We start from the raw sequence: 25221 nt of genomic DNA, 5'->3' as shown, positions 1-25221 counted from the left end.
CACGTAACGGCCGTCACCCAGTCGCTTGTGGACCGGTCAGGCGGGGGCGCTATCGTGACGGGCGTGGACGACACGAGCGCGGCCGCCGCCGCCCCAGGAATCGACCCGTCCGTGGCGCACCCCGCCCGGCGCTACAACTACTGGCTGGGCGGCAAGGACCACTTCGCCGCGGACCGTGCCTCTGGCGATGAGCTGGAGAAACACTTCCCGAAGGTGCGGGCCGGCGCGATCGCCAACCGGGCGCTGCTGCAGCGCGCCACCCGGTTCCTCGCGGCCGAGGCCGGCATCCGGCAGTTCCTCGACATCGGCACCGGCCTGCCGACCGCGGACAACACGCACGAGGTCGCGCAGCGGCACGCACCGACCAGCCGCATCGTCTACGTCGACAACGACCCGCTGGTGATGGTGCACGCCCGCGCGCTGCTCAACAGCAGCCCCGAGGGCCGCACGTCGTACATCGAGGCGGACCTGAACTACCCGGAGTCGATCCTCGCCGACCCGATCCTGGCCGAAACGCTCGACCTGAGCCAGCCGGTCGGCCTGATGCTGATCGCGGTCGTGCACTTCATCCACGGCGACGGCGCCGCGAAGCCGATCGTGGGCCGGCTGCTCGACGCGCTCCCGTCCGGCAGCTACCTGGTCGTCACGCACGCCACCTCCGACTTCGGCACGCCCGAGCAGCAGGCGCTCTACCGCCGGCTGGTCGAGGAGGGCCGCTCCGACGTGTGGACCCGGCCGCGCGACGAGTTCGCCGCGCTCTTCGACGGCCTGGAGCTGGTCGAGCCCGGCGTGGTCCCGGCGAGCGAGTGGCGCCCGGACCCGGGCACGGAGATCCCGGCCCGCTCGGACATCAACGTGTGGGCCGCGGTCGGCCGCAAGCCCTGACCGCAACCATCAGGGAGTGCGCGCGGACGACGAACGGCACGGCTGCTGCGCACCTCGCTGGACGGGCTGGGGCCGGAGACGTTCGCGACCGCGGACGGCCGGGACGCGCTGATCGTGCGCGGTCACGACCGGTGCGAAAGGCAAATTCTTCTTCCCGCTTCCGGCGGGGGCGCGTTGGGCGAGCTCCCGCGGGCACCGGTCGTCGCTGGCGCTCCTCCCTGCCGGACCCGGCCTGGTCACCCCTGAGACCTCACCGCTGTCACCGTCCGGGTACTCGGCGGGCGTCGGGGTGCTCAGTGGGCGTCGGGGTGCTCGGCGGGCGTTCGCGTGTTCAGCGGGCGCTCGCGGCGATGGCCGCGTACCGACGATCCGGGCGGTCCGGGAACTGCTGCCGGAGGCGCCGGAGCTCGCGGAAACCGGCCTTCGCCAGGCGCGCGGAGAACTCGTCGACCGGCCAGCGGTACGCCGTGAGGACCGCGTGATCGAACGCGGTCACCGTGTCGTCGCTGTCGAAGAAACCGATCACCAGCTTCCCGTCCTGGACGAGCATCCGGTGGAAATCGGCGAGCACCCGGTCCAGTTCCTCCGGCGGCAGGTGGATCGTCGAGTACCAGGAGAGGATGCCGGCCACCGAACGATCCGCCACGTCCAGCTCGGTCATCGAGCCGAGCCGGAACTCCGGCCCGGGAAACGTCGCCCGGGCGTGGTCGACGAACTCGGGCACCAGATCGACGCCGGTCACGTCGGCACCCCGCGCGTGCAGGTAGGCGGTCCAGTGCCCCGGGCCGCACCCGAGATCGAGCACCCTGCCCTCCACGCCGACGAGGTGCTCCCGGACCAGGGCCGTCTCGTCGGCGAAGGTCCGCCAGTCCCCGTCGAACAGGGCGATGTACTGCTCCGACTTCGACGAATAGGCATCACGTACCGGCTGCGTGGTCACCGCGACACTGTAGACCCGGCACCGGACGCGACTGAGTACCGCGACTCACGCGGCCGGCCGTGCCCCGGCCATAGGTTGATGCCCATGACATCGAACAGCGAGCTCGAACGCCTCGTCCGGATGTCCGACCTGCACGGCCGCCGAGGCAGCTCTACCGCCGGAGGCCTGGGCGCTGTGGCGGCGGATCGACCATTCGTCGTCACTCGCCGCGAAGGACCGGCGCCGGTCATCGGTGGTGCTCCGACGCCGGGGATCCGCGACGAGGGGTCAGCCGGCGATGAGGCTCAGCACCATGCCGAGGACGGCGGTGTTGTAGACGAAGGCGAGTAGGCCGTGGCACAGCACCACGCCGCGCATCCGGCTGGTCTGCACCGTCACGTCCGACGTGCCGAACGTGGAGCCGACCGTGAACGCGAAGTAGGCGTACTCCAGCAGGGACGGGTGCGGCGTCGCCGGGAAGTCCAGGTGCGCGGGACCGGTGTTCTCCAGCTCCATCCGCGCGTACCGCTCGGCGTAGGCGAGCTGCAGGATCGTCCAGGCCACCAGCACCATCGTGATGCCGATGACCCGGCTCATGTACGAGTTCAGATCGCTGCCCTTGAACGCGATGATGTTGGTGCCGTTGGAGAGCACGATGAGCGCGGTGCCGAGCGTGATCAGGTAGATCGTGCGCCGTCCGGCCAGCCAGCCGGGCCAGCGCGTGTCGCCCCGCCGGGCCCGCCGGATCCGGCGGATCCGGACCGTCGCGTAGATCAGGCCGAGCACGATCCAGATCATCGACGTCAGTACGAAGACCCGGGTCGCCAAGCCGACCGTCGTGCCGGTGTTCGGCCCCCAGACCGCGACGGCCGCGGATGTCACCGTCGCCACCAGGAGCAGCACGTCGAGCAGCCGGCTCGGCCACGGCGCGCGCCCGGCCGGCGCCCGGTCCCGCACGGGTTCGTCCGGTACCTGGGCGAGTTGTTCCTGGAGCACGTCTCTCCGATCGTCAGCAGCGCACCCTCCCCACCGCGGGGAGGAATATCCGCTCGTCGACGTATCCCACCGTCGAAGGCGCGACGGAAGGTATCGGACGCCGCCGCGCGCCACCAAATCCGCCTCCGGCGGCGGGCCTGCGGGCCTGCGGGCCCGGAATGTGCCCGGAGGCGGCCGGATTCACCCACCGGACACGGTGGAGGGCGCTTCACAGTTGAGGGTGTAGGGGTCTCACGCGGGACATCGCCCGGTTCACACGGGGCCTGGCAGGTCGATGAGCGCGAGTCTGGCTGGGTCGATCACAGCGGTGATCTCGGTGATGCGGCCGTCGGTGACGGTGAAGGTGAGCAGGGACAGTGGGGTGCCGTCCTGGTTCCAGGAGACCCGCAGAAGGCGATCGCCGCTGGGGGCGTCTTGATGCGTCGGTTCCGGGCTCTCGACAGGCGGTGCCGGTTCTGGTCGCCGGAGGACGCGTCGATGGGGGCGGTGCCGTTCCAGGAAGCGAAGTGGCCGCGGCTGGTGAATCGGCTGACGTCAGCGATGTCGCCGACCAGGCGTGCGGCACCGGACGGGCCGATGCCGTGCAGCTCTTGCAGCCGGCTGCCGGTGGGGGGCGACAGTTCGGTCAGTTCGGCGTTGCGCGAGGCTCATATCCGAAAAATCACTACAAAGGAGGCGGCAGGAAGCCGCTCTTAGCGATCACGTGTCGCAAATCGTTGTTAAGAGCGCCGGATAACAACGATTTGCGACACGTGATCGACTGGCGACCTTGATCTTCCTGTCGATGGTGACGAGCTCGTGGATCAGTTCGGAGGCCAGCCAGCGACGGGTCCTGCCGACGAGGTCGCGCGGCCGGACGGTGCCGAGGACGCGTTCGTGCGGGTCTACGCCGATGATGGCCTGGCCCATGGACCGCCTCTCCCTTGATCCGACGACCGTGCGCAGCTCGTCGTGGAGGGCCGGGAGGAACCGGTACGGGCGCTGGCGGCGCGCCGGTTCGACGCGCCCTGACCGTGCGGGCCCGCCGCCGGGTTCGCGCCCGGCGGCGGACCCGCGCCGCGGCGGTCAGCCGGCCGGGTTCCGGTGGTCGGGGAGCGGCAAGGGCCGGGTCTATCGTGCTCGGCCGCCCCGGCGGGTGGCGCCGACTCGGCTTCCGGCGGAGAAGGCGGCGGCGCCGGTCGCCTGCTGGGCGGCGGGCTGGCCTTCGCGCGTGGCAGCGGGCCGGCCTTCGCGCGTGGCAGCGGCGCGGCCTTCCCGCGTGGCGGCGCGGCCTTCGCGCCCGGCGGTGGCGCGGCCTTCACGCCCGGCGGTGGCGCGGCCTTCACGCCCGGCGGCGGCCCGGCCCTCACGCCCGGCGGCGGCGCGGCCCTCGCGCCCGGCGGCGGCCCGGCCTTCACGGCCGGCAGCGGTCGCGGCGGGCCGGTCTTCGTGTGTGCTGCCGGTCGCCCGGGAACGGGACTTGCGGCGCGGGCTGGTCGCCTCCGCGGTGGCCGCGGATGAGCGGGGGCGGCCTCGGCCGCCGTTCCGGGCGGGCTCGGCGGCTTCGGCGGCCGGCGGGGTGACCAGCGTGCGGGGGCCGGGGACGATCTGCTGAAGGAACGGGTCGCCGGGGCGCAGGCGCGTGGTGGTGGCGGTGATGCCGGCCTGACGGGCGAGGTGGCGGACGTCGTCGACCTGGTCGTCGGTCATGAGCGTGATGACCGTGCCGGTGGCACCGGCTCGGGCGGTCCGGCCGGAGCGGTGCAGGTATGCCTTGAACTCGGCCGGTGGGTCGGCGTGCACGACGAGCGCGACGTCGTCGACGTGGATGCCGCGGGCCGCGATGTCGGTCGCCACCAGGGTGGTGGCGGTGCCGGCGGCGAACGCGGTCAGGTTGCGGCTGCGCGCGTTCTGGCCCAGGTTGCCGTGCAGCTCGATGGCGGACACGCCGGCCGCGACGAGCTGGCGGGTGAGCGTCTTCGCCCGCCGCTTGGTGCGGGTGAAGACCAGCGTGCGGCCCGGGGCCGCGGCGAGGTCGACCAGCACGGTCAGCATGTCCCGCTGGCCGATGTGCAGCATGTGGTGCGGCACGGCGACCGGTGCCGCCACGACGTCGACGCTGTGCGTGATCGGGTCGGTGAGGTACCGCCGGACCAGGACGTCGACGCCGGCGTCGAGCGTGGCGGAGAACAGCAGCCGTTGGGCGCGACGCGGAGTCTGGTCGAGCAGTCGCCGGACGGACGGAAGGAAGCCGAGGTCGGCCATGTGGTCGGCCTCGTCGAGCACGGTGATCTCCACCGCGTCGAGGTTGGCGTGGCCGCCTTCGACGAGCTCGAGGAGGCGGCCGGGGCAGGCGACGAGGACGTCGGTGCCGGCCCGGAGCCTGGCGATCTGCCGGTTGGCGCTCACCCCGCCGAACACCGTGAGTGTACGCAACGACACGGCCTCTGCCAGGGGCGCGATCGACGCCTCGATCTGGGTGGCGAGCTCGCGGGTCGGCGCCAGGATCAGGGCTCGGGGCCGTCCCGGGCGGCGCGGCGCGGGCTGTGCCATCAGGCGGGCCAGCAGCGGCACCGAGAAGGCGTAGGTCTTACCCGAGCCGGTGCGTCCGCGGCCGAGGACGTCACGTCCGGCGAGCGCGTCCGGCAGCGTCGCGGCCTGGATCGGGAACGGGGTGGTGATGCCGTTTCCGGCCAGCGCCTCGACGATCGGAGCGGGCACGCCCAGCGCGCTGAACGTGGTGGGGGAGGTAGTAGAACGAGGGCGGCGTGCCGCCATGAAGTCTCCGAACGTGGAAGGGGTGAGCTGCCCGGCACCGGCCGGCGGCCGGGTGCGCAGGAGCCGCGGTCGGGCGCGGCGGGGCAGAACAGTGAAACCGTACGCTCAAATGTACCCGAGCCGCGCCGGGGTGTGCCGGGACCGGGGATCTCCACGGCGCGCCCGGTAACCCGATCGGCGTCAGGGGAACGGGGGTACAGCGCGGCCGCCGCGCGCGAGTCCGTCTCGGCGGCGCATCCGAGCCTCCCGAATCGGCGGGCCGAACGAGGGCCGGCCGATCATCGGGAACCGCTCGAGACGGGCACCTGGTAGCTGGAGGGGGTGAGCGTCCCGTCCAGCTCGACGGGAGCGCCGAGCTGGACGGGTCCGGCAGGTCAGGCCACGAAGCGGGAACGGCGGCGGCGTCCGATCAGGTAGCCGAGGCCGCCGAGGAGCAGAAGCGCACCGCCGATGGCGGCCACGGTCCCGGTGTCGGCACCGGTGACGGGCAGCCCGCCGCCCTCGCCACCGGGAGCCGCGGTGGTGGGGGTGGTGGGGGCGGTGGGGGTGGAGGTGGGCGTGGCGGACGTCGTGGCGCTGGGCGTGACGGTCGGCGTCGCGGTGGGCCGGGTCTTGCAGTCGAGCGCACGAGCGGAGTAGAGGCCGTCGTTCAGGTACGTCAGGTAGGCGTCGATGCCCTCCCCGCGGAGCGTCTCCTGCGCGACCGCCTCGACGTTGGTGCCGGCGTCCGTCAACGTCCGGGTCACCGAGACCCGCAGATCCACCGACCAGGCCTTCTGTGCGTCTTCCTTGAGGAAGGCCCGCAGTTCATCCTCGGTTCCGTCCAGCCGCTCCTGTACCGCGCCGGTCAGGATGGGCAGCGTCTCGGCCTTCGCCGCGGACATGATCTGGTTGGCCAGCACACGCACCTCTACATCGGTGGCGGTGTCCAGATCAATGGTGACGAGCTTGCGGATGTCCGTGTACGCCTTGCGTTCGACGGTCTGGCAGGCCGCGTCGAGCCCCGGCTGTGCCGCCTGAGCCGCCGCCGGTGCCGCCGGTATCAGAAAGGCCAGCGCCACCAGGACGCCCGCCGACATCTTCCATCGCATGTGGAACACCCTCCCCGTTACAGACAAAACGTGAGGATGTTACCGGCACCCCGCGGGAGGGCGAGAAGCGGATCGATGTCAGCCGGTGATGGATTCCGCGAGGGTCCGGTGGGCGCCGGTCAGGCCGCGGGTGTCGTGCAGGCCGGTGTCGCCGGGGCTGACCAGGTCGCCGCGCCGGACCCAGACGTCGGTGGGGCGGAACAGGTAGTTCGTGGTCAGGATGGTGGCGCCGTGGGCCAGCAGGTATTCGAGGATGCCGTGCAGGCGCCGGCTGTCGCGGGACCAGCGGCCGAGCGCGGGTACGTGCAGCACCGCACCGCCGGTGGCGGCCCGGCGCAACCGGATGAGCAGGTCGTCGTCGGTGAGCGGGGGCAGCCCGGGGACCGGTGACGCCGGCAGGGTCAGGTCCCGTGGCCCGCCCTCGGCGAAGCCGTCCGTCAGCGCCTCCAGGCACGCCCACGCGCGCGGGAAGCGGCCGGCCAGGCCCATGAACGGGTGGGTGCCGGCCAGCCCGACCGGTTCCCGTAGGCGCGCGCCGAGCAGGTGGGACAGGGGCGCGGCCGCGTAGCGGAGCACGGCCGCGACGCCGTAGGTGGGTGCGCCCGCGCGGATCGCGTCGTCGAGCAGGCCGTTGCGGACGACCAGCGCGACCTTGGCCTTCAGGTCGAGCGGCGCGTCGATCGGTTCCTGTTCGAAGGCCTCCTCGACGAACGGGGCGATGAGCACGTCCTGTTCGCGGGTGGGGAGGCTGGCGAGTGCCTCGGCCCGGCGGAGCACGTCGACGGCGATGCGGTGCGCGAGTTCCGCGGGGACCTCGCACACGTCGGTCAGCATGCCGGGCAGCGTCTGCTCGCAGTACGCGATCATGAACCCGGGATCGGGAACCGTCATCGTTGACGAGAATATGGGCGGCAACGCGCGTAACGCCGGAAAATCCCCAGATCAGGCGCCGGCCAGGGGGTGACCGCGGGGACGTACGGCGCCGCGCGTCCAGGCGACCACCACGGCGCTCACGACGCGCCCCGGGGACCGGCGTCACCAGCGTGCCGTCGGCGAGGAACCGGTCGAGGTCGGCCAGGACCAGGTCGGCCATGGCCTGCCGGGTCTCGGCGGTGCCGCTGCCGAGGTGCGGGGTCAGCACCACACGATCAAGATCGAACAGCGCCGGGGGTACGTGTGGTTCGTCCGCGAACGTGTCCAGTTGCCGGGCGTCGTACCGGGAGCGCAACGAAGCGGATAATCCGGGCATAAGCGGCCCGACCTGCAACACGGTCATGGAAGAGTCTCCAGAACTCAGCGGACCAGCGCGGGCCGCTTCGGGTCGAACGTCCAGCCGGGGATCAGGTACTGCATGGCGATCGCGTCGTTTCGGCCGCCGAGCCCGTGGTACAGGTACAGCTCGTGTGCCGCCCGCAGCCGGTCCTCGTCCAGGTCGACGCCGAGTCCGGGTGTGGCCGGCACCGACACGTACCCCTGCTGGATCTGGAAGGGGTTGGTGGTGAGGCGCTGGCCGTCCTGCCAGATCCAGTGCGTGTCGATCGCGGTGATGTCGCCCGGCGCCGCGGCCGCGACGTGGGTGAACATGGCCAGGGAGACGTCGAAGTGGTTGTTGGAGTGTGAGCCCCAGGTCAGCCCCCACGCCGCGCAGAGCTGGGCGACGCGCACGGACGCGGCCATGCCCCAGAAGTGCGGGTCGGCGAGCGGGATGTCGACCGCGCCGGCCCGGATCGCGTGGCCGAGTTGCCGCCAGTCGGTGGCGATCATGTTGGTGGCGGTCGGCAGTCCGGTCGCGCGCCTGAACTCGGCCATCACCTCACGCCCGGAGTAGCCGCCCTCGGCGCCGCACGGGTCCTCGGCGTAGGCGACGACGTCGCGCATCGCGTGGCCGAACCGGATCGCGTCGGCGAGCGGCCAGCCGCCGTTCGGGTCGAGCGTGATCCGTGCGTCCGGGAAGCGTGCCTTCAGCGCGGTGACGGCCGCGATCTCGTCGTCACCGGGCAGCACGCCGCCCTTGAGCTTGAAGTCGGCGAACCCGTACCGCTCGTGGGCGGCCTCGGCGAGGGCCACGATCGCGTCCGGGGTGAGCGCCGGTTCGTCGCGCAGCCGGGTCCAGGCGTCGGTGTGGTCGCCGGAGCGGTAGGCAAGATCCGTGCGGGCGCGGTCACCGACGAAGAACAGATAGCCGAGGGTACGGACCCGGTCGCGCTGCCGCCCGTCGCCGAGCAGGTCGCAGACGGGGACGCCGAGGTGCTTGCCGAGTAGGTCGAGCAGCGCGGCCTCGAGCGCGGTCGCCACGTGCACGGTGATCCGCAGGTCGAACGTCTGCGCGCCGCGCCCGCCGGAGTCGCGCCCGGCGAATCGGGCCCGGACCGCGCCGAGCACGGACAGCCAGGACCCGATCGACTGCCCGACGACCAGGTCCCGGGACTCCTCGAGGGTGCGCACGATCGCGTCGCCGCCGGGCACCTCGCCGACGCCGACGCTGCCGTCGGAGGCGGTCAGCACGACCACGGTGCGGGTGAACCAGGGTGCGTGCGCGCCGCTGAGGTTGAGCAGCATGCTGTCCTGCCCGGCGACCGGCACCACCCGCATCGTTGTCACGGTCGGGGTACTACCGGCCATCGATCCTCCTCGGCAGGCCCAGCGTGTTGGCGTCGTCGAGCCCGGCGGGCAGCAGTTCGGCGGGCAGGTTCTGGTAGGCGACCGGGCGCAGGAACCGCTCGATCGCGGCCGTGCCGACCGACGTGGTCCGCGCGTCGGAGGTGGCCGGGAACGGCCCGCCGTGCACCATCGCGCGCCCGACCTCGACGCCGGTCGGCCACCCGTTGACGATTATCCGCCCGGCCTTGCGCTCCAGCAGCGGCAGCAGTGCCCCGGGCCAGATCCAGGTCCTCGAAGTCCGCGTGCACGGTGACGGTGAGCTGCCCCTCCAGGTTGCGGACGAGGTCGTGAGGCCACCCGCTCGATCGACGGGGTGGCGGCGATCAGCGCGCTCAGCTCGGCCAGTTCGGCGGCGGTCAGGTCGGACAGCGGCGGGCGGACCGGCCCGGCCGAGCGCCCGACCGCGGTCATGCCGGCCTTGACGATCGAGACCGAGTATCCCGCGCGCCGGTTCCGGATGGCCAGGTACGGCAGCCCGAGTGTGTCGCGCAGGGCGGTGGCGAGAACGAGGTCATGGAGGCTCCCGAGCGGAGGCGATGGGTACGCCGACGGTAGGCGGATCTCGCGATACCTGTCCAAGACGGAAGATGCATGGTGTGATACCCGAAAGGTATCGGAGGGGAGACCGTGTTCAGTCTCGATCAGCTGCGAGGTTTCGTCGCCGTTGCGGAGGAGGGCAACTTCGGCCGGGCGGCCGAGCGCCTGCGGATGACCCAGCCGCCGCTGAGCCGGCAGGTGCAGAAGCTGGAGCGCGCGGTCGGCGTGGACCTGCTGGTCCGCACGCCCCGCCTGGTCGAGCTGACGCCGGCGGGCCGGGTGTTCCTGGACGAGGCCCGGCGCCTGCTCAGCCTGGCCGCTGCCGCGCCGCTGCTGGCCCAGCGCGCGGCGCACGGCTCGCGCGGCACGCTGCGCGTCGGGTTCACCGCCACGGCCGCGCTGAGCGTGCTCGGCGAGTGGGTGAAGTTCCTCGACGACCGGCTGCCCGAGGTGCACCGGGTGCTGCGCGAGATGATCACCGACCGGCAGATCGAGGCGCTGTCGGCCGAGGAGATCGACATCGGGCTGCTGCGCGGCGTGCCCCGCGGCGCCGAGTTGCAGCAGCTGCTCGTGCACGCGGAGTCGCTGGTCCTCGCGGTGCCGCGCGGGCACCCGCTGACCCGGCTCGGCCGGCCGCCGTCGCTGGCCGACGTGGCCGAGTCGAGCGTGGTCACCTACTCGCCGGTGGAGGCGCGGTACTTCCACGATCTGGTCGTCTCCACGTTCCGCTCGGCCGGGGTGCAGCCGTCCTACGGCCAGCACGTGACCCAGGTCAACAGCGTGCTCGCGCTGGTCGACGCGGGCCTGGGCGTGGCGCTGGTGCCGGCCTCCGCATCCGTGATCACGCTTCGCAACCTGCGGTTCCTGCGGGTGGAGGAGGTTCCGGACGACTGTGTCGAGGTCTACGCGGCGTGGCGCGCGGACAACGACAGCCCGACGCTCGCGGTGCTGCTGGAGCATGTCCACGCGTTACGGCGAGATGTCCTGAGGCCTTGACGGGGGCTTGCGAGCGAAATCACGGTGGCGTTCACCAACGAGGCGCGTCTTCATATGTAGACAGCACTTGAAGATGACTCGAGACACTCGGGGTGGTCGGCGAGTCAGGCTGCACTCACCTTTCCGGCTACAGTCTGCCGACATGATCGATCCCGAGATCCTTGCATATTACGAGCACGGGCTGGAACAAGAGCGATTGAGTGCCGAGCAGCGGCGGATCGAGTTCCTGCGGATCTGGGACCTGCTGGAGCGTTACCTGCCCACAGCGCCTGCACGAGTACTGGATGTAGGCGGCGGAGCCGGCGTCTACGCGCTCCCGCTCGCCGCGGCCGGATACGAGGTGCACCTGATCGATCCGGTGCCGCTGCACGTGGAACAGGCTGAGGCCGCTTCCCGCGCTGCGTCCGCTCCGTTGGCCAGCACGACTGTCGGAGACGCGCGGGCGTTGGACGCCGAAGAGGCCTCTGCGGATGCCGTCCTGCTCCTCGGGCCGCTTTACCACCTGACAGGCAGGGACGACCGGATCAAGGCGCTGCGAGAGGCCCGGCGGGTTCTTCGGCCGGGCGGTGTGGTCCTGGCGAAGGCGCTGTCCCGGTTCTACCCACTCTTCGAGGGCATCGCCCTTGGCACACCGGTCGAGCAGGACGAATTCGACAAGAACATCACGTTCCTCGCCGACGGGCAGTACCGCAACCCTGGTGGCGACCCGACTCAGTTCACCACGTCCTACTTCCACCGGCCTGAGGATCTCGCTGAGGAAGTGCAGGAGGCCGGCCTGGAGGTGCGCGCGCTCGTCGGCGCCAGCGGCAGCGTCAAGCTGCTGCCGCAACTCCCCGAGCGGCTGAAAGAACCCGAGCAGCGCAAGCGGGTTCTCGATCTGCTGCGACTACTCGAGAGCGAACCATCGATCCTCGGAATGAGCCAGAACTTCGTCGCAATCGGTCAGGCACCCAGCGCACCCTGAACCCGACCTCGCTTTGTCAGTCCCGCAGCGATCTGGCTTACCGGAGCGACCTCGCCCACCGGAGTCCGTACAGGCGTCATGGGGGACCAGCTCCACAGACCGAAAACGCTCATTCGAGATTGACGCCTCCCATTCCAGACCGTGTTCCGTGCACACGGTCGAGCCGCCGGCCGCGCAGCCCGGTCAGCTGCCGCGGAGGTAAGGCGTTCACAGCGGGAAGGACGTCCTCCGGCTTGACCGCGGATCCCGTGCACACTCGTCAACCCGGTGTGCAGGCGGGCGGTGGCTAATGGGGCAATGAGCCTCTCTCTACCGGACATCGACCCGGACGACCCGCGCTATCACCGCCAGGGATCGATGTACGTCCCGGCCGGTGAAGGCGTCACCAAGTGGGTGTCGGGCGACGTCTACACCGTGAAGGCCGCGCGGTTCCGCCGGCGGTGTGCGCATCATATGTGTGTGCGTCGATCGATGTGCCTATGCTGCGGTGCGGGGAGGTCGGACATGGCGGTCGGTGACGAGCAGAGGACGGCGTCCGGTGCGGGGTTGATGCGGGCGCTGGAGCAGCGGGCCGAGCGGCCGTTGTTCGACGACCCGCTCGCCGGGCGGCTGCTGGGCGGGTGGCAGGCGGTGATGGTGGGCAACCGGGTGCTGCGGTGGGCGTTCCTGCGGTTCATGGAGCGGATCGGGCCCGGTTTCTACGGCGCGGTCGTGTGCCGTACCCGGGTGATCGACGACGCGTGCCGGGACGCGCTCGCCGGCGGGATCCGGCAGGTCGTCATCGTCGGCGCGGGGATGGACACCCGGGCGTACCGGATGCCGGAGATGTCCCGGGCCCGCGTGTGGGAGCTCGACCTGACCGTGGTGCAGGCCGGCAAGCGGGCGGCGCTGGCGCGGGTGCTCCCCGAGCCGCCGGGCCACGTGCGGTACGCGCCGTTCGATCTCGCCACGCAGCCGGTGGGCGAGGTGCTGGCCACCGCGGGCGGCGACCTCGGCGCGCCGACGCTGGTGCTGTGCGAGGCCGTCCTGATGTATCTGCCGGCCGGCGCGTTCGACGGACTCCTGGCGTACGCCGGGAGTCTGGCACCGGGCAGCCGGCTCGTGCTGACCTACCTGCCGCGCGGCGTCCACGACGACCCGCGGCACGCCGGCTGGGCGCGGCGGCTGAGCTGGCAGGCCGCGTTCGACGCGCCGGAGATGGCCGCGCGGCTGGCCGGGTGCGGGCTGCGGGTCCGCGCCGACCTGGGCGCCGAGGAGCACCGGGAGCTGCTGTTGCGGCCGCTCGGCCGGAGCCTGGACGTGTTCGCGGGGGAGCGCGTCGTGATCGCGGACGCCTGACGGCCCGGCGGGCGGCGGCCGGTGCTCATATAATGATGCCGGCCGATGCTGGAGGGGTGTGTGGCGGTAGAGGCGGCACCGTGGTGGAGACGGGTCGACGACACGGCGCAGCTGATCACCTCGATGGTGAACGCCGCCGCCGCGAGAGCCGGGCGGGACGGCGTCTACCTGCCGCCCCGGGGCTCGCCGGCACCGCGGCGCCGGCGCCGGGCGGCCTCGCTGCGGCACCTGGCCGAGGTGATCCGCACGCATCGGATGGCGCCCGGCACGGCGCTCGACAAGGATGACGTCGCCGGTGTGCTCGCCGGTGGCCTGCGGCACCTCAGCGATCCGGCGGCGGTCGTCGCGGTCGCGCGCGCCGCACACCACATCGCGGGTACGCCGTTCGGCGACGACGACGCCCGGCGCCTGGCCATCGCCGTCGCCTACCTCAACGTGCTGCTCGACGACGCACGCGAGGCCGACCGGCGCGCCCCGGGCCTGCTGCCGGTGCCACGCCCGCCGTCCGCGCTGATCGGGCGGCGACGGCGTACCGCGGAGGTCTCCGGCCCGGCCCGGTCCGCGTCCGCGCCGTCCACGCGGACCGGAGGGTGGTGGCGCGGGCCCGTACCGTGGCTGGTCGTGCTCGTGGTCTTCGCCTCCGGCGTGCTCGTGGGCGTCGCCGGTTCCCGGTCCACCGGTCTGCGGCCCGGCGCCGATGCGGTGCCGCCCGCCGCGACCCCGGAGTGCGTGCGGCCCGGCGATCCTCGCCCGTCCGGATCGGTGCTGTTAGGATCGCCCGGCACGCCGGGGCCGTCCACGTGGTGGCCCAGCCCTCTCTACTGGAAACTGACCGCCACGCCCGGCGGGTTCGTGGCCGACGTGCCCGCCGGATCGGTGGTGCCGTCGGCCTACATGGCGGTCCGGGGCGGTCTCACGTGGACCGCCGGCCGTCGCTACCGGATCGACTTCACCGTGACCAGCGACCGGCCGGTGCACGTCCTGCTGCGCATCCAGGACAGCGGCGCGCCGGAGTACCGGGAGGTGTTCTCGCGCAGCGTGCCGGCCGGCCCGGCATCCTGCCGGCACAGCTTCACCTTCGAGGCCGGCACGACCAGCGTGACGACCGGGGAGGTCACCTTCCAGCTCGGCGGTCAGGGCGCCTGCACGGTCACGGTCGACGACGCGGTCCTGGTGGACCTCGGCGCGTAGGCGCGGGCTGCGGCACGGTGGTCGGATCGCCCATCCCGTACCAGTGACGGCGGCGCCGCGGTCGCGGCCGGCGGCGATCATCTCGCGATAGTCGGTGATCCCGTCCTGCATGACGCGCAGGTCGTCGTGCAGCCGGGCGAGCCGGCTGGTCGGCACGGCCTCGTGACGCTGAAGAACCGCCGGCCGGCGTGTGTCAGAGGACCTGTTTCGATGGCGTTTGCTCGCTGGAGACCACGGCCGGTTCGCCGCCGGTCAGCGTGAGCAGTTCGGTGAACGAGGTGCGGAAAACGGAGTGATGCATTCCGGCACCGGCCCAGACGTGTTCGTAGTCGCTCAGCGTGACGTCGACCAGCGCGCGGATGGGCAGGGGATGCCCGACCGGCGCCACCCCGCCGACCTCCTGGCCGGTCGCCGCGAGAACGAACTCGGGCGCGGCACGCCGGATCCTGTTCCGGCTGACGCCCAGGAACGGGGCGAGAAGCCTGGTGTCCACGCGGTGCGCGCCGCTGGTCAGCACCAGGAGCGGCGCACCGTCGACGGCGAAGACCAGGCTGTTGGCGATCGCCCCGACGGGACACCCGAGCTGCTCCGCCGCTGCCGCCGCGGTCGGCGCCGGAGAGGGCAGTTCGACGATCTCCGTGGCGGCACCGTGCTCGTCCAGCGCGGCCCGCACCCGGCGCACTCTCTCGTGCAAGAAGATCTCCCCCAGTCGGCGTCCCGCTCATTATGCCTGTCCGGCGCTGCGGATCGGTGGCGTCTACGCTGTGCCGCGCGGCCGTCGCATGATCCGCAGATCTGCCCACAATCGACAGATGTGCACACATCCGGTGGTCGCCCCGCACCCGCTGCCGTACCGAGGAGAATGCCGTGCCGGAAGCCGAGCGCGCGACCGTCATCCGCGCCATCGAGGCCATGGAGAAGCACACCGCGACCGTCCCCGGATACCGGCGGGCGCATCCGCGTGGCGTCCTCTTCCACGCCACGTTCACCCCGGCGCCGGACATCGCGAAGCTGACCACGGCGGAGCACCTGGCCGGGCCGCCGGTCACCGCGCTGGTCCGGCTGTCCACCGCGCCGGGCAACCCCCACGCGCCGGATCGTAAGCCGGACGGCCGGGGCACGACGCTCGGACTGGGCATCCGGTTCGACCTGCCGGCCGGCGGCCACGCGACGTGGGCCGCGGCCAGCATCCCCGCGTTCCCTGCCCGTACCCCGAAGGAATTCGTCCAGGTCACGAAGCTGCAGAACCCGGCGACCGGCAAGCCGAGCCCGTGGATCCTCGCGCACGCCGCCACCCACCGGCACATCCTGCCCGGGCTCAGGGCGATCGCGACCATTCCCGTCCGGGCCAGCTTCGCGACCACCCGCTACAACGGCCTCCACGCGTACTTCCTGGTCGCCCCGGACGGGACACGGCGCGCGTTCCGCTACCACTGGCTCCCCGACGCGGGCGAGGAGACGCTCACCGACGAGCCACGCCCGCCGCACTACCTGATCGACGAGATCCTGCAACGGGGTACGGCGTCCTGGTCGCTGGTGTTCACCCTGGCCGAGCCCGGCGATCCCACCGACGACGTGACCGCCCAGTGGCCGGACTCCCGCCAGACGGTCCAGGCCGGCACCCTGCGCCTCGACGCCACGGTCGAGGACCAGGCCGCGCTCGACGCGACCGTCTTCGACCCCACCGGCGTCGTCCCCGGCATCGAGCTGTCCGACGACCCGATCCTGCACTTCCGATCCCAGGTGTACGGCGAGTCCTTCACCCGCCGTACCCACGAGGAACGCCCCGAAGGCTACTGACCATTCGGAGTCGAGGTTCGAGCGGCGGTGGCCGTCCGGGCGCCGCGCACCCGAAATCTCACGCTAGAGGTTCGCCGCTGCGGAGCGCCGCTCACTTCGACATCCAAGGCTCGGTATGGCCGGGCCGGGAGTTGATCACGTGTCGCAAATCGTTGTTACCCGGCGCTTTCAACAACGATTTGCGACACGTGATCGCTTTCAAGAGTCGCCGTCGCCGCCTTTGTGGTGATATTTCGGACAGGGCTTCAGTGGCGGAGGCGGACCAGGTGGACGAAGAGCACGTCCAGCAGGGCGGGCAGGACCAGATCCGTCCCGTACGCGTCGCCGGCGATCTCGGCGCGTACCAGATCGATCGATGTTTGCAGGCCGGGGTAGCGGTCCGGGTGGGCGGGGAGGCTGACGATCTCCGGAAGGCTCTGGAACATGGCGGATTGTGTCCCACCCGTTTCAGGCGACCGGCGGCAGCGCCCGGTCGGTGATCGAGAAGGCGCCGGTGACACGGAGCGTGCCCGCCCCGCCGAGGTGCGCCGGGAGCACCAAGCTGTTCGTCGCGGCCGTGATCGGGGGACGTCGCTGCGGGCGCCGCGGCCATAGGCTTTCATGCATGTCTACGTTGAGCGGTGCTGACGGTGCGATGGTGACCTGTGACGCCCTGGACTGGAGTCCGGTCGGCTCGGCCGCGTCGCATTCCCAGCTCGGCGGCGTCGTTGCCGGCCTGGTGTTCGCGGCCATCATCGTGATCGTGGAGCGGCCGAGCTCGGCCAGCCGCCCGACCGAGGCGCTGACCATGTTCCTCGCCGGCTTCTTCACGTTCGCGCTGGACAGTTTCCTGTTCGCCGTCGTCGCGGGCGACCACACGTGCCCGCGTGCCTGGACCGAGACGATGCTCGGTGCGGGCCTGCTCGGATACGGCGCGGTGAGCCTGTTCGTCGGCATCGCGTGGCTGCTCTACGAACGCGGCCTGCACGATACGGTGCCGTTCCAGGTCACCCGGGTGATCGTGTACGCACTCGTGCTGATCGAGATCGCCCAGCTCAACGTCACGGCGCGTGACTATCTGCAGGACATCAGAGGTTCCGGGAGCAGCGGATGGCTCGGCGCGCTGCTGTCCGTGGGCCTGGTGATCGGCGTGGCCCTTCTCGCCGTCCACGCCCTGCTGGCGGGGCGGCTGTGCCGGTGGAGCCGGGCCGCCGTGGGCGTGTCGGCCTACGTCGCGATCGGTTACGCGTTGGCGTCCGCTCTCGCCTTCGGCCTGGCCACCGCGGTCACGCCGGGATACTGGTCGGATGTGAGACCGGCGGCCTACGTCACGGTCACGCTCGGTTCGGTCGTCCTGCCGACACTGGTGGTGATCATCCAGTTGCTCGCCCTGCCGCACCGCAACACCGGCCCGGGCACTGCCGCTCCCGGCGGCGCGTGTGTTCCGTGATCCGCTTGGCAGCGGATCAGACGCTCAGGTCGTCACCGGCCTGCCGACCGGCGTCGCCGAGTGCGAAGGTTGTGGGCTGACACCGCGCCTCGGGCGTGGGTACGCTCTCCGATGTGGATTCTGTCGCGCTGGTCAGCCTGTCCGAGCCATCCGAGGAGCTGCGTGACCTGCTGGGCTGGCTGGGGGAGGAGCCCGAGCTGCGCGGCCGGGTGACGCCGGTCGAGCATGCGCCGTTGCCGGGGACGCTGGGGCCGTGGCTGGAGGCGGTCGCGATCGCGGTCGCACCCGGCGGGGTCGCGGCGGTGCTGGCCTCCGCGGTGATCACGTGGCTGCGTAACCGGCACTCCGACGTGACCGTGCGGATCGAGACGCCGGACGGCGCGGTCATCGAGGTCGACGCGAAGCGGATCGATGCGCTCAAGTCCGGCGAGCTGATCGCCGAGGTGCAGCGGATCACGCGGTCGCTGGAACTGCCGGCCGGCGGTGGTCAGCAGGGCGGGTCATAGGGCAGGTCCGGCACGTGCTGAGCCCACTGCTCAGCGCTGACCGGCTCGCCCATGCCGGCGCACAGGTTTCCGGCGACCTGCTCCGGGTCCAGCGACCAGATGTCCGTTCCCTGCTCGGTCCGGACCGCCAGCAGGCGGCTGTCGTGGCTGAAGCCGATGTGCATCGGGCTGATGCCCACGTCGAGCGTCGAGATCCGGCGCGGGCTTCCCGGGTCGGCGATCGACCACAGGTCGACCTCGGGGTCGGTGGCGGCGCCGGGCGCGGCCAGCAGCCGGCCGTCCGGGCTGACGGCGAGACCGACGTTGCCCTGCCCCGACCGGGTCAGCACGGTGGTGGGCGGGCCCAGCCCGCCGCGTTCGTCGACCGGGATGAGCTGGACGAAAGGGCTTCTGTCACCCAGCACCAGGGTGCGGCCGTCCGGTGTGAACACTCCGGCGGACGACGGGGCCGCTCCCGGCTGCAGGGCCTGGCGGGAGACAACGAGGGGCCGGTCCGGGGTGGTGATGTCCCACAGCTCAACCCGGGCGTCGCCGAAGACGGCCAGCAGTCGCCCGTTCGGGGAGAACGCCAGCCCGGCCGCATTCACCGGCAGGGCCGGCACCTCCCGGGGTGTGCTGGCCGTGGAGACGTCGAAGATGCGCAGCCGCGGTTCGGCGGGCTGCGGCGCATTCTGTGGCCGGTCGCCGAGGGCCCGGTCGATCACGGCAAGCAGCCGCCCGTCCGGGCTGAACTGCGCCCCGGCCACTCCGGACGACAGGCTCAGCGTGCCGGCGGGAGCGCCGCCCGGGTCGGCGGTCGGGATCAGGTCGATCCGCGGCGGGCTGCTCCGTGCGCGCGGCACCGCGATCAGTGATCCGTCCGGCCGGAACGCGGTGTGCAGGTAGTCCTCGGGCGCCGGACCCCGGCCGAGCGGACCGATCTCGCCGGCGAGTACAGGACGGGTGAGGTCGTCGAGCCGCCAGAGCCGGGTGCCGGAGATCGTCGCGTCGGCCAGCAGCCGTGTCGTGGGCGAGAACCGTGCCGTGCCGACGAGCACACCGGCGCCTGGCAGGGTGGTCGCCGCCCCGGGCTGCCAGGCGTCGGTCAGGTCCCAGTGGACGACACCGCGCTCGCCGGGGGCGGCGACCACCGGACGCCCGGCGGTCGCCGCCCGAGGCAGGATGATCGCGGCGCCGAGCGCGTCCTGGGGCGCGATGTCATCGTCGTCCCGGCCGACCAGAAGCAGGCGGGCGTCGCCGGTCTGCGCCGGGTCGTGCCGCCAGGTGGCCAGCCGCGCGGCGTCGCACCCGGCCAGCACGAAGTTCAGGTTCTGGCTCGGCGTCAGCGACATGATCGTGCCGCACGGCGGCGGACCTGCCCGCTCGAAGCCGTCGGTGATCGCCTTCGGCCGGGCCGGGTCGGTCAGCCGCCAGATCCTCGGGAACTGCGCGCCCTCCTGTCCGGCCACCGTGACCAGGTGCGCGCCGGTGGTGTCGAAGGCCACCCGGTGCCGGACGACCATGACGATGCCGTCCGTCGACGGCGGCGCCGGGATCACGGCCGGCCCGGTCGCGCCGCCGCGGTCTCGCGAATCCCACAGCCGGACCGGGCCGTCGGCCGACGCCGCGGCGATCAGCCGCCCGTCCGGCGAGATCGCGACCGACACGACCGGGCCGGCCGCCGGGCCGAGCGACGGCAGTTCCCGCGGCTTCGCCGGATCCCCCAGGTCCCAGCGCCGGACCAGGCCGTCGGTCCCGGCCGCGACCAGCAGCTTTCCGTCGCCGCTGAGCGCGACCGCACTGACCGTCGGCCCGGCCGGCAGGGTCACTCCCGGGCGCGGGTGACGCGGGTCGGTGAGATCCCAGAGCCGCACCTGCGGCCGGGGTACGTCGTCGAGCCGCACCGTCCCGGGCGGGATCTCGTTCCCGATCCCGGCCGCCAGCAGCCGCCCGTCCCCGCTGACCGCCACCGGGACCGCGAAGAGCCCGGTCAGCTCCGCGAGCCGTACCCGCGCGAACGGATCCCACAGCACGAGCCGCGCACCGGCGGTGTACGCCATCACCCGCCCGTCCGTGGACGCGGCCAGGTCGTAGACCGGGCCGTCCGCGTGCAACTGTCCCGGGTTCGTCTGCCGGGCCAGGACCGCCCCGGCCCCGATCTCCGGATCCAGCCGGTACGCGACCATGGCCAGCTGCGCCGCCAGGCCGGGAGTCCGTTCGGCGAGCCGGCCGGACTCCTCCGCCAGCAGGCGCGCCACCGCCGATCGCTGCCGTTCCACCGCCCGCTGCTGGAACACCACGGCGGCCGACGCGGCGACCACGGCCAGCACCAGCAGCGCAGACAGCACCGCGATCAGCGTGGTCCGGATCCGGGCCCCGCGCCGCTGCTGCCGGTGCGACAGCGCGACGAACTCCGCCTCCAGGCCGGCGAGCCCGCGCCCGTCACCGGTGTCCGGGACCGCGGCCAGCCGGCTGCCCCGGTACAGCAGTGCGACGTCGCGCCCGGAGTCCCGCCAGGCCCGCGCGTCGGCGCCGAGCCGCTGCCGGACCCGCAGCCAGTCCCGGTCGCCGTCCAGCCATCCGCGCAGCCGTGGCCACGCGGTCAGCAGCGCCTCGTGGCTCAGCCGCACCGTGTCCCGGTCCGTGGTGACCAGCCGCGCGGCGGTGAACACCTCCAGCGCCCGTTCCGCCGCCGCCCGGTCCGGCAGGCCCGCGAGCAGGTCCTCCCGGGTTGCCGGGCGGGTGGTGTCGGGCCCGTCGTCGGCGATGACGACCAGCCGGGGCAGCATCCGGCGCAACGCCTCCCGCTCAGCGGCGGCCAGCCCGTCGTACGCCTCGTCGGCACTGTTCTTGATCGCCACCGTGATGCCGCCGCGTGCCCGGTATCCGGCCAGCGTCAGCCGGTCACCGCGGCGGCCCAGCCAGGTCGCCCACAGCGCGTGCGACAGCAGTGGCAGCCGCGCGGTCCCGCCCGTGCCCGCCTCCAGCATCCCCATCTCGGTCAGCATCGTCTCGGCGAGCCCGTCGTCGAGCCGCAGGCCGGTGTCCGCGGCCGGCCCTTCGATCGCCTCGCGCAGTTCCGCGGTGGTCATCGCCGGCAGCAGCACCTGGTGGTCGGCGAGGGCCGCGGCCAGCGTGGGCTGCTCGACGGCCGCGGCGAAGAAGTCGGCCCGCAGCGCGGCCACGACCAGGTCCCCGGCGGCGGCGATCGCGGTCACCGCGGTGAGGAACGCGGCCCGTTCCGCCGGGTCGTGGCAGAGCGTGAACAGTTGCTCCAGCTGGTCCACGACCAGCACCATCCGCTCCGCGCCCAGACCCGCCCGCGCCTGCGCGGCGAGCCGGACCGCGGCCTCCGGCTCGGCCCGTACCCCCTCGGCGGAGTCTTCCGGCTCGTTCGCGGCGGTGCGGAGACGGGTGACGAGCAGGTCCACCGGGTGCTCGCCGGGCGTCAGCACCAGGTGCGGCCACCCGGCGGCGCCGATCAGCGGCCCACGGCCCGCACCCCGGTGCAGCGCCGGCAGCAGGCCCGCGAGCAGCAGCGACGTCTTCCCGGTCCCGGACGCCGCGACCACCACCAGCGGCGCACCGGCCGTCAGCGCCAGGCCGCACCGCTCCAACAGCAACGCCACCGCCCGTTCCCTGCCGCGGAACAGCGCCGCGTCACCCGGACCGAAAGACCGCAATCCGGGGTACGGGCTCGGCCGGTCGTCCCGCGTCGGCTCGTCGTCGTCCACGGCCGGGGCCGGGTGGGCGGCGTTGAGCGCGATGGTCAGCGTGCCGGCGTCGTCGCGGACCTCCCGGCGCGGCGACGGCGCACCGTCCGCCCGCAGCCGCTCGGCCAGCCGGGCGAAGATCCGATCGAGCGTCAGCCGGCGCGGGGAGAGCGGGTCGCCGCGCCGCAGCAGGTCCACGAACGCGCCGGAGAACGCGGTCAGCTCCGCCTTCTCCGGTGCCAGCGCCAGCCGTTCCGCCGAGGCGACCAGGTACGCACCGTCGGCGACCGGGGGACTGAACCCCGCGGCGGCCAGCCGCACCCCGCCGGGCAGCTTGGCCCGGCCCGAATAGCAGCAGTCCAGCACGATCACCGCGGGCCCGCGGAAATGCCGCACCGCGTCCTGCACCGCCGAGAACGGCAGCGCGTCGGTCGCGGCCGTCCCGGGCCGCAGCCGATCGGTGCCGGCGGCGGCCAGGTAGAGCTCGTCGCGCGGCCCGAGCAGACCGTGCCCGACGAAGTAGACGACCAGCGCGGTCGTCGCCGACGTCACCGCCTCCGCGATCGCGGCCGCCAGCACCGGGCCGGTCGCCGGGTCGATCAGCAGTGTCACCCGCTCCGGCGGAACGCGCCCGGCCTCGATGAGCGCCGCCGCGACCGCCTCGGCGCTGCGCGCGGCGGCCGGCACGGAGGTGAGCGTCGGCCCGGTGTGCGTGGCGGTGCCGATGACCAGCACACGTACACCGTCATTCGAAAGATCGGTCGACTCCACCACTCGCCCCCCCCGCCGCGGCCTCCGAGCGTACCGAAGGAAGTCGATCTTTTGGGGCCGAGACCTGATCATGAGCGGCGCGAGCCAGGAACACGGCACACTCGCCCTGCGCCCCGGCAGCACCGGTGTCCTTCCGGATCTGCCGGTCGGCACCCGCGTGCGCATCCTGCCCAACCATGCCTGCGCCACCGCCGCCCAGCACCGGCAGTACCGCGTCATCGACGGCGACACGGCGACCGGCGCGCCCGTCATCGAGACGAGCTGGGCCCGTCACGACGGATGGTGACCCGGATCCACGTGACGACTCGCCACGACAGAGTCCTACCGGGGCGCTTATCCAGTGCTCATCCGCCGCTTATCGGGTCGCCGCACCCTGTAGGGACCGACGCCGGGGTTACGAGGAGAAGAGTCACGTGGACCTGCAACTGAGCGGCAAGACCGCGTTCATCAGCGGATCGAGCCGGGGCATCGGCTACGCCGTCGCGAAGGCCCTGGCGGCCGAGGGTGTCGACGTGGTGCTCAACGGCCGCGATCCGGTGAGGCTGGCCGAACGGGTCGACGCGCTGCGTCGTGAGGTGCCCGGCGTATCCGTGACCGGCGTGCCCGCGGACTTCACGCTCGCGGAGGACGTGGACCGGCTCTGCGACCGCATACCCGACGTCGACATCCTCATCAACAATGTCGGGCTCTTCGAGCTCAAGCAGTTCGGGGAGATCTCCGACGAGGACTGGCGGCGCTACTTCGAGGTCAACGTGCTGGGCGGCGTCCGGCTCGCCCGGCGGCTGCTGCCGGCGATGCTGGATCGCGGCTGGGGGCGCATCGTCTTCGTCAGCAGCGAGTCGGGCGTCAACATCCCCGCCGACATGATCCACTACGGCACGTCGAAGACGGCGATGCTGTCGGTCGGCAACGGTCTGGCGAAGCTCACGAAGGGGACCGCGGTGACCGTCAACTCGGTACTCGGCGGCCCGACCTACTCCGACGGCGTCGCCGACACGGTCAGGACCATAGCCGCCGCACAGTCACTGCCGGAGGAGCAGATGAAGGCGGCGATCATCGGCGCCAACCAGACCTCGCTGCTCGGGCGCTTCATCGAACCCGGGGAGATCGCGAACGCGGTGACCTTCCTCGCCAGTCCCGCCGCATCCGCGATCAACGGCGCCGCCGTGCGGGTCGACGGAGGCGTGCTGACCACGCTGCTGTGATCTCGTGTCGAAGTGCGGCCGGCGTGCGCGTCGGCCGCACTTCACGTGGAAGCCCGCCGAACACCGGACAGCCCGGCACGGCCGTACCCGCTGTGCTTCACCAAACGTGAAGGACCGGCCTCGCGACATCGCTCTCGAGGAACGTGCGGGGGACGAGCCGCGTGAGCAAGCGTACGTTATTGACCATATGGACAAAAACCTGCTAGCGTCGTCCGGGCGCACATCGGTGAGACCACGTCGGTGGCGTCGCCACCCGACTCCTGCCGGGGCGGCAGCAACCTATTCCCCGTGGCGACACCAAGGATCAAGGAAGAGCACAGATGAAGAGCAACGAAGCGGTTGTACGTGAGGCATACCGGCTGGCGGAAGGGAACGTCCTCGACGGACATGGCTTCCGCTCCTTGTTCACCGAGGAGGGAACGTTCAACGACATGCCGAATTCCCTAACCCTCCGCGGCGACCAGATTCCTCAGGCGCTGACGGGTCTCGCCAGCGTTTTCCCCGACATCCACCGTGAACTGCTCGAAGTGCACGCCATCGGTGATGTCGTCGCCGTCGAACTGCGCATTCAGGGAACGCACCTCGGCGGGTTCCCGACCCCGGCCGGCGAAATCCCGCCGACCGGTAACCGTATCGACGTGCCGACGGCTGACCTCTGGTACCTCCGTGAGGGAAAGATCGAACGGTTCAACTGCTACAACGCGGCGAATGTGCTGCTCGCCCAGGTCGGCGCCACCCCCGACTTCAAGTCGGCGATCGAGGCCGCCACAGCAGTCGCCACCGGGGCGTAAGCTCCACCGCCCCACACCCCGAACGGAATTCGATCACGTGTCAGGTGAGCCCGACTCGATCGCCTCCGCCTGCCGCGGACGAAAGGACTCGGGCCACACACCCGCGAGACGCGAGGGATCCTCCACGGCGACGGAAACTGGTGCATCAGGGATCAGCGTGGTTGACGGCGCCGCCCACCTTCGGCCTGTTCGGGAGGAAGACGTCGGCGGGCCTGTTGCCACAGCCACTCGAACCTCTCCGCCGAGATCCGCTCGATAGACGGCTCGCTGCCGGCCGTGGACATGGGGAAGGGTGCTTCGGGAACGACGCCGTACCGATGCTCATAGACCTGGACCGCCCGTGGGTCGCCCGAATTCCGTGCTTCGAGAACCTCCGTGAGTGACGCGGCGGCGCGGAACGTCCCATCGTGAGCGCGCACCTCGACGTGTCGTGTCGACCATCGCGCATCGTCGAGTTCGTCGTAGCACCAGAGACCGTCATCCGGCCAGAACCACTGGATATGCGTCGCCACGCCGCAAGTATCGATCAAGCAGGCCGATCCGGCCCCGCCGAAGGCGGCACCAACCCCATCAAGACGATCAAGCAACGGGTGTACGCCCGAGCCGCCGTCGAATCCGCGCGGCCACGGCCCGTTCGTGGTCGCCGACCCGCGCTGACGCGGCACAGTCCCGGGTCCGGGGGTTGTCCCTAC

General features: G+C 72.1%; 24 protein-coding genes. 11 read left to right on the top strand and 13 right to left on the bottom strand.

Going from position 1 to position 25221, the window contains the following annotated elements:
• Positions 1-63 precede the first annotated feature (63 nt).
• Entirely contained in the window at positions 64-885 is an 822-nt protein-coding gene (locus tag J2S43_RS17100; RefSeq protein WP_306830325.1) for an SAM-dependent methyltransferase, read from the top strand.
• 331 nt (positions 886-1216) lie between these two features.
• Here J2S43_RS17100 and J2S43_RS17095 read toward each other — a convergent pair whose 3' ends face one another.
• The 9 genes from J2S43_RS17095 to J2S43_RS17055 all read right to left on the bottom strand — a co-directional run bounded on the left by J2S43_RS17095 (position 1217) and on the right by J2S43_RS17055 (position 9439).
• A complete protein-coding gene (locus J2S43_RS17095; RefSeq protein ID WP_306830323.1) occupies positions 1217-1825 on the bottom strand; it encodes a class I SAM-dependent methyltransferase in 609 nt (202 codons plus the stop codon).
• 267 nt (positions 1826-2092) lie between these two features.
• Positions 2093-2800 carry a DUF1345 domain-containing protein gene (locus J2S43_RS17090; RefSeq protein ID WP_306830321.1) on the bottom strand — a complete coding sequence of 236 codons (708 nt, stop codon included), beginning with the start codon at positions 2798-2800 and terminating at the stop codon, positions 2093-2095.
• A gap of 299 nt (positions 2801-3099) precedes the next feature.
• Positions 3100-3396 carry a transposase gene (locus J2S43_RS17085; protein WP_442320066.1) on the bottom strand — a complete coding sequence of 99 codons (297 nt, stop codon included), beginning with the start codon at positions 3394-3396 and terminating at the stop codon, positions 3100-3102.
• A 103-nt stretch (positions 3397-3499) separates the two neighbouring features.
• Positions 3500-3709, bottom strand: a complete 210-nt coding sequence (locus tag J2S43_RS17080; RefSeq protein ID WP_306830319.1) for a hypothetical protein — start codon at positions 3707-3709, stop codon at positions 3500-3502.
• 201 nt (positions 3710-3910) lie between these two features.
• Positions 3911-5557 (bottom strand): DEAD/DEAH box helicase, encoded by a 1647-nt coding sequence (locus tag J2S43_RS17075; protein ID WP_306830317.1) that lies wholly within the window; start codon positions 5555-5557, stop codon positions 3911-3913.
• A gap of 374 nt (positions 5558-5931) precedes the next feature.
• On the bottom strand, positions 5932-6648 hold the full coding sequence (locus J2S43_RS17070) for an LPXTG cell wall anchor domain-containing protein (protein WP_306830315.1): 717 nt from the start codon (positions 6646-6648) through the stop codon (positions 5932-5934).
• A gap of 78 nt (positions 6649-6726) precedes the next feature.
• Positions 6727-7539, bottom strand: a complete 813-nt coding sequence (locus J2S43_RS17065; RefSeq protein WP_306830313.1) for a hypothetical protein — start codon at positions 7537-7539, stop codon at positions 6727-6729.
• A 402-nt stretch (positions 7540-7941) separates the two neighbouring features.
• Positions 7942-9270 carry an enolase C-terminal domain-like protein gene (locus tag J2S43_RS17060; protein ID WP_306830311.1) on the bottom strand — a complete coding sequence of 443 codons (1329 nt, stop codon included), beginning with the start codon at positions 9268-9270 and terminating at the stop codon, positions 7942-7944.
• Positions 9260-9439, bottom strand: coding sequence for a hypothetical protein (locus J2S43_RS17055; RefSeq protein ID WP_306830309.1), 180 nt, complete (start codon positions 9437-9439; stop codon positions 9260-9262). The genes J2S43_RS17060 and J2S43_RS17055 overlap by 11 nt, the downstream gene beginning before the upstream one ends.
• Before the next feature lie 497 nt (positions 9440-9936).
• On the opposite strand from J2S43_RS17055, the gene J2S43_RS17050 reads away from it, so the two are divergent.
• From J2S43_RS17050 to J2S43_RS17035, 4 genes are all read left to right on the top strand, one after another.
• Entirely contained in the window at positions 9937-10842 is a 906-nt protein-coding gene (locus J2S43_RS17050; protein WP_306830307.1) for a LysR family transcriptional regulator, read from the top strand.
• A gap of 142 nt (positions 10843-10984) precedes the next feature.
• Complete coding sequence (locus J2S43_RS17045) at positions 10985-11806, top strand: class I SAM-dependent methyltransferase (RefSeq protein ID WP_306830305.1); 822 nt, start codon at positions 10985-10987, stop codon at positions 11804-11806.
• Positions 11807-12310: 504 nt separating this feature from the next.
• Entirely contained in the window at positions 12311-13144 is an 834-nt protein-coding gene (locus J2S43_RS17040; protein ID WP_306830302.1) for a class I SAM-dependent methyltransferase, read from the top strand.
• Positions 13145-13204: 60 nt separating this feature from the next.
• Complete coding sequence (locus J2S43_RS17035; RefSeq protein WP_306830301.1) at positions 13205-14335, top strand: hypothetical protein; 1131 nt, start codon at positions 13205-13207, stop codon at positions 14333-14335.
• A gap of 193 nt (positions 14336-14528) precedes the next feature.
• On the opposite strand, the gene J2S43_RS17030 is transcribed toward J2S43_RS17035, so the two are convergent.
• Positions 14529-15035 (bottom strand): YbaK/EbsC family protein, encoded by a 507-nt coding sequence (locus J2S43_RS17030; RefSeq protein ID WP_306839317.1) that lies wholly within the window; start codon positions 15033-15035, stop codon positions 14529-14531.
• Between the two features lie 167 nt (positions 15036-15202).
• On the opposite strand from J2S43_RS17030, the gene J2S43_RS17025 reads away from it, so the two are divergent.
• Positions 15203-16135 (top strand): catalase, encoded by a 933-nt coding sequence (locus J2S43_RS17025; RefSeq protein WP_306830300.1) that lies wholly within the window; start codon positions 15203-15205, stop codon positions 16133-16135.
• Positions 16136-16380: 245 nt separating this feature from the next.
• On the opposite strand, the gene J2S43_RS17020 is transcribed toward J2S43_RS17025, so the two are convergent.
• Positions 16381-16737, bottom strand: a complete 357-nt coding sequence (locus tag J2S43_RS17020; protein WP_306830298.1) for a cupin domain-containing protein — start codon at positions 16735-16737, stop codon at positions 16381-16383.
• A gap of 2 nt (positions 16738-16739) precedes the next feature.
• Between J2S43_RS17020 and J2S43_RS17015 the strand changes: the two genes are divergently transcribed.
• Together J2S43_RS17015 and J2S43_RS17010 are read left to right on the top strand one after the other, a co-directional pair.
• A complete protein-coding gene (locus tag J2S43_RS17015; protein ID WP_306830296.1) occupies positions 16740-17564 on the top strand; it encodes a hypothetical protein in 825 nt (274 codons plus the stop codon).
• 113 nt (positions 17565-17677) lie between these two features.
• Positions 17678-18070, top strand: a complete 393-nt coding sequence (locus J2S43_RS17010) for an effector-associated constant component EACC1 (RefSeq protein ID WP_306830294.1) — start codon at positions 17678-17680, stop codon at positions 18068-18070.
• Here J2S43_RS17010 and J2S43_RS17005 read toward each other — a convergent pair.
• The gene (locus J2S43_RS17005; protein ID WP_306830291.1) at positions 18052-22497 is read right to left on the bottom strand and encodes a WD40 repeat domain-containing protein; all 4446 of its coding nucleotides are present in this window, start codon (positions 22495-22497) and stop codon (positions 18052-18054) included. The two genes, J2S43_RS17010 and J2S43_RS17005, sit on opposite strands and share 19 nt — an antisense overlap.
• On the opposite strand from J2S43_RS17005, the gene J2S43_RS17000 reads away from it, so the two are divergent.
• The 3 genes from J2S43_RS17000 to J2S43_RS16990 all read left to right on the top strand — a co-directional run bounded on the left by J2S43_RS17000 (position 22403) and on the right by J2S43_RS16990 (position 24529).
• Positions 22403-22819 carry a hypothetical protein gene (locus tag J2S43_RS17000; RefSeq protein ID WP_306830289.1) on the top strand — a complete coding sequence of 139 codons (417 nt, stop codon included), beginning with the start codon at positions 22403-22405 and terminating at the stop codon, positions 22817-22819. The genes J2S43_RS17005 and J2S43_RS17000 overlap by 95 nt on opposite strands.
• Before the next feature lie 127 nt (positions 22820-22946).
• Complete coding sequence (locus J2S43_RS16995) at positions 22947-23738, top strand: SDR family NAD(P)-dependent oxidoreductase (protein ID WP_306830288.1); 792 nt, start codon at positions 22947-22949, stop codon at positions 23736-23738.
• 320 nt (positions 23739-24058) lie between these two features.
• Entirely contained in the window at positions 24059-24529 is a 471-nt protein-coding gene (locus tag J2S43_RS16990; RefSeq protein WP_306830286.1) for an ester cyclase, read from the top strand.
• A 152-nt stretch (positions 24530-24681) separates the two neighbouring features.
• Here J2S43_RS16990 and J2S43_RS16985 read toward each other — a convergent pair whose 3' ends face one another.
• Positions 24682-25041 (bottom strand): hypothetical protein, encoded by a 360-nt coding sequence (locus J2S43_RS16985; RefSeq protein WP_306830284.1) that lies wholly within the window; start codon positions 25039-25041, stop codon positions 24682-24684.
• Between the last annotated feature and the right edge of the window lie 180 nt (positions 25042-25221).

This window comes from Catenuloplanes nepalensis (assembly GCF_030811575.1).
Lineage (GTDB): Bacteria > Actinomycetota > Actinomycetes > Mycobacteriales > Micromonosporaceae > Catenuloplanes > Catenuloplanes nepalensis.
Note: the sequence above shows the minus strand (reverse complement) of the source record. Positions and strands in the feature narration are given on the sequence as shown.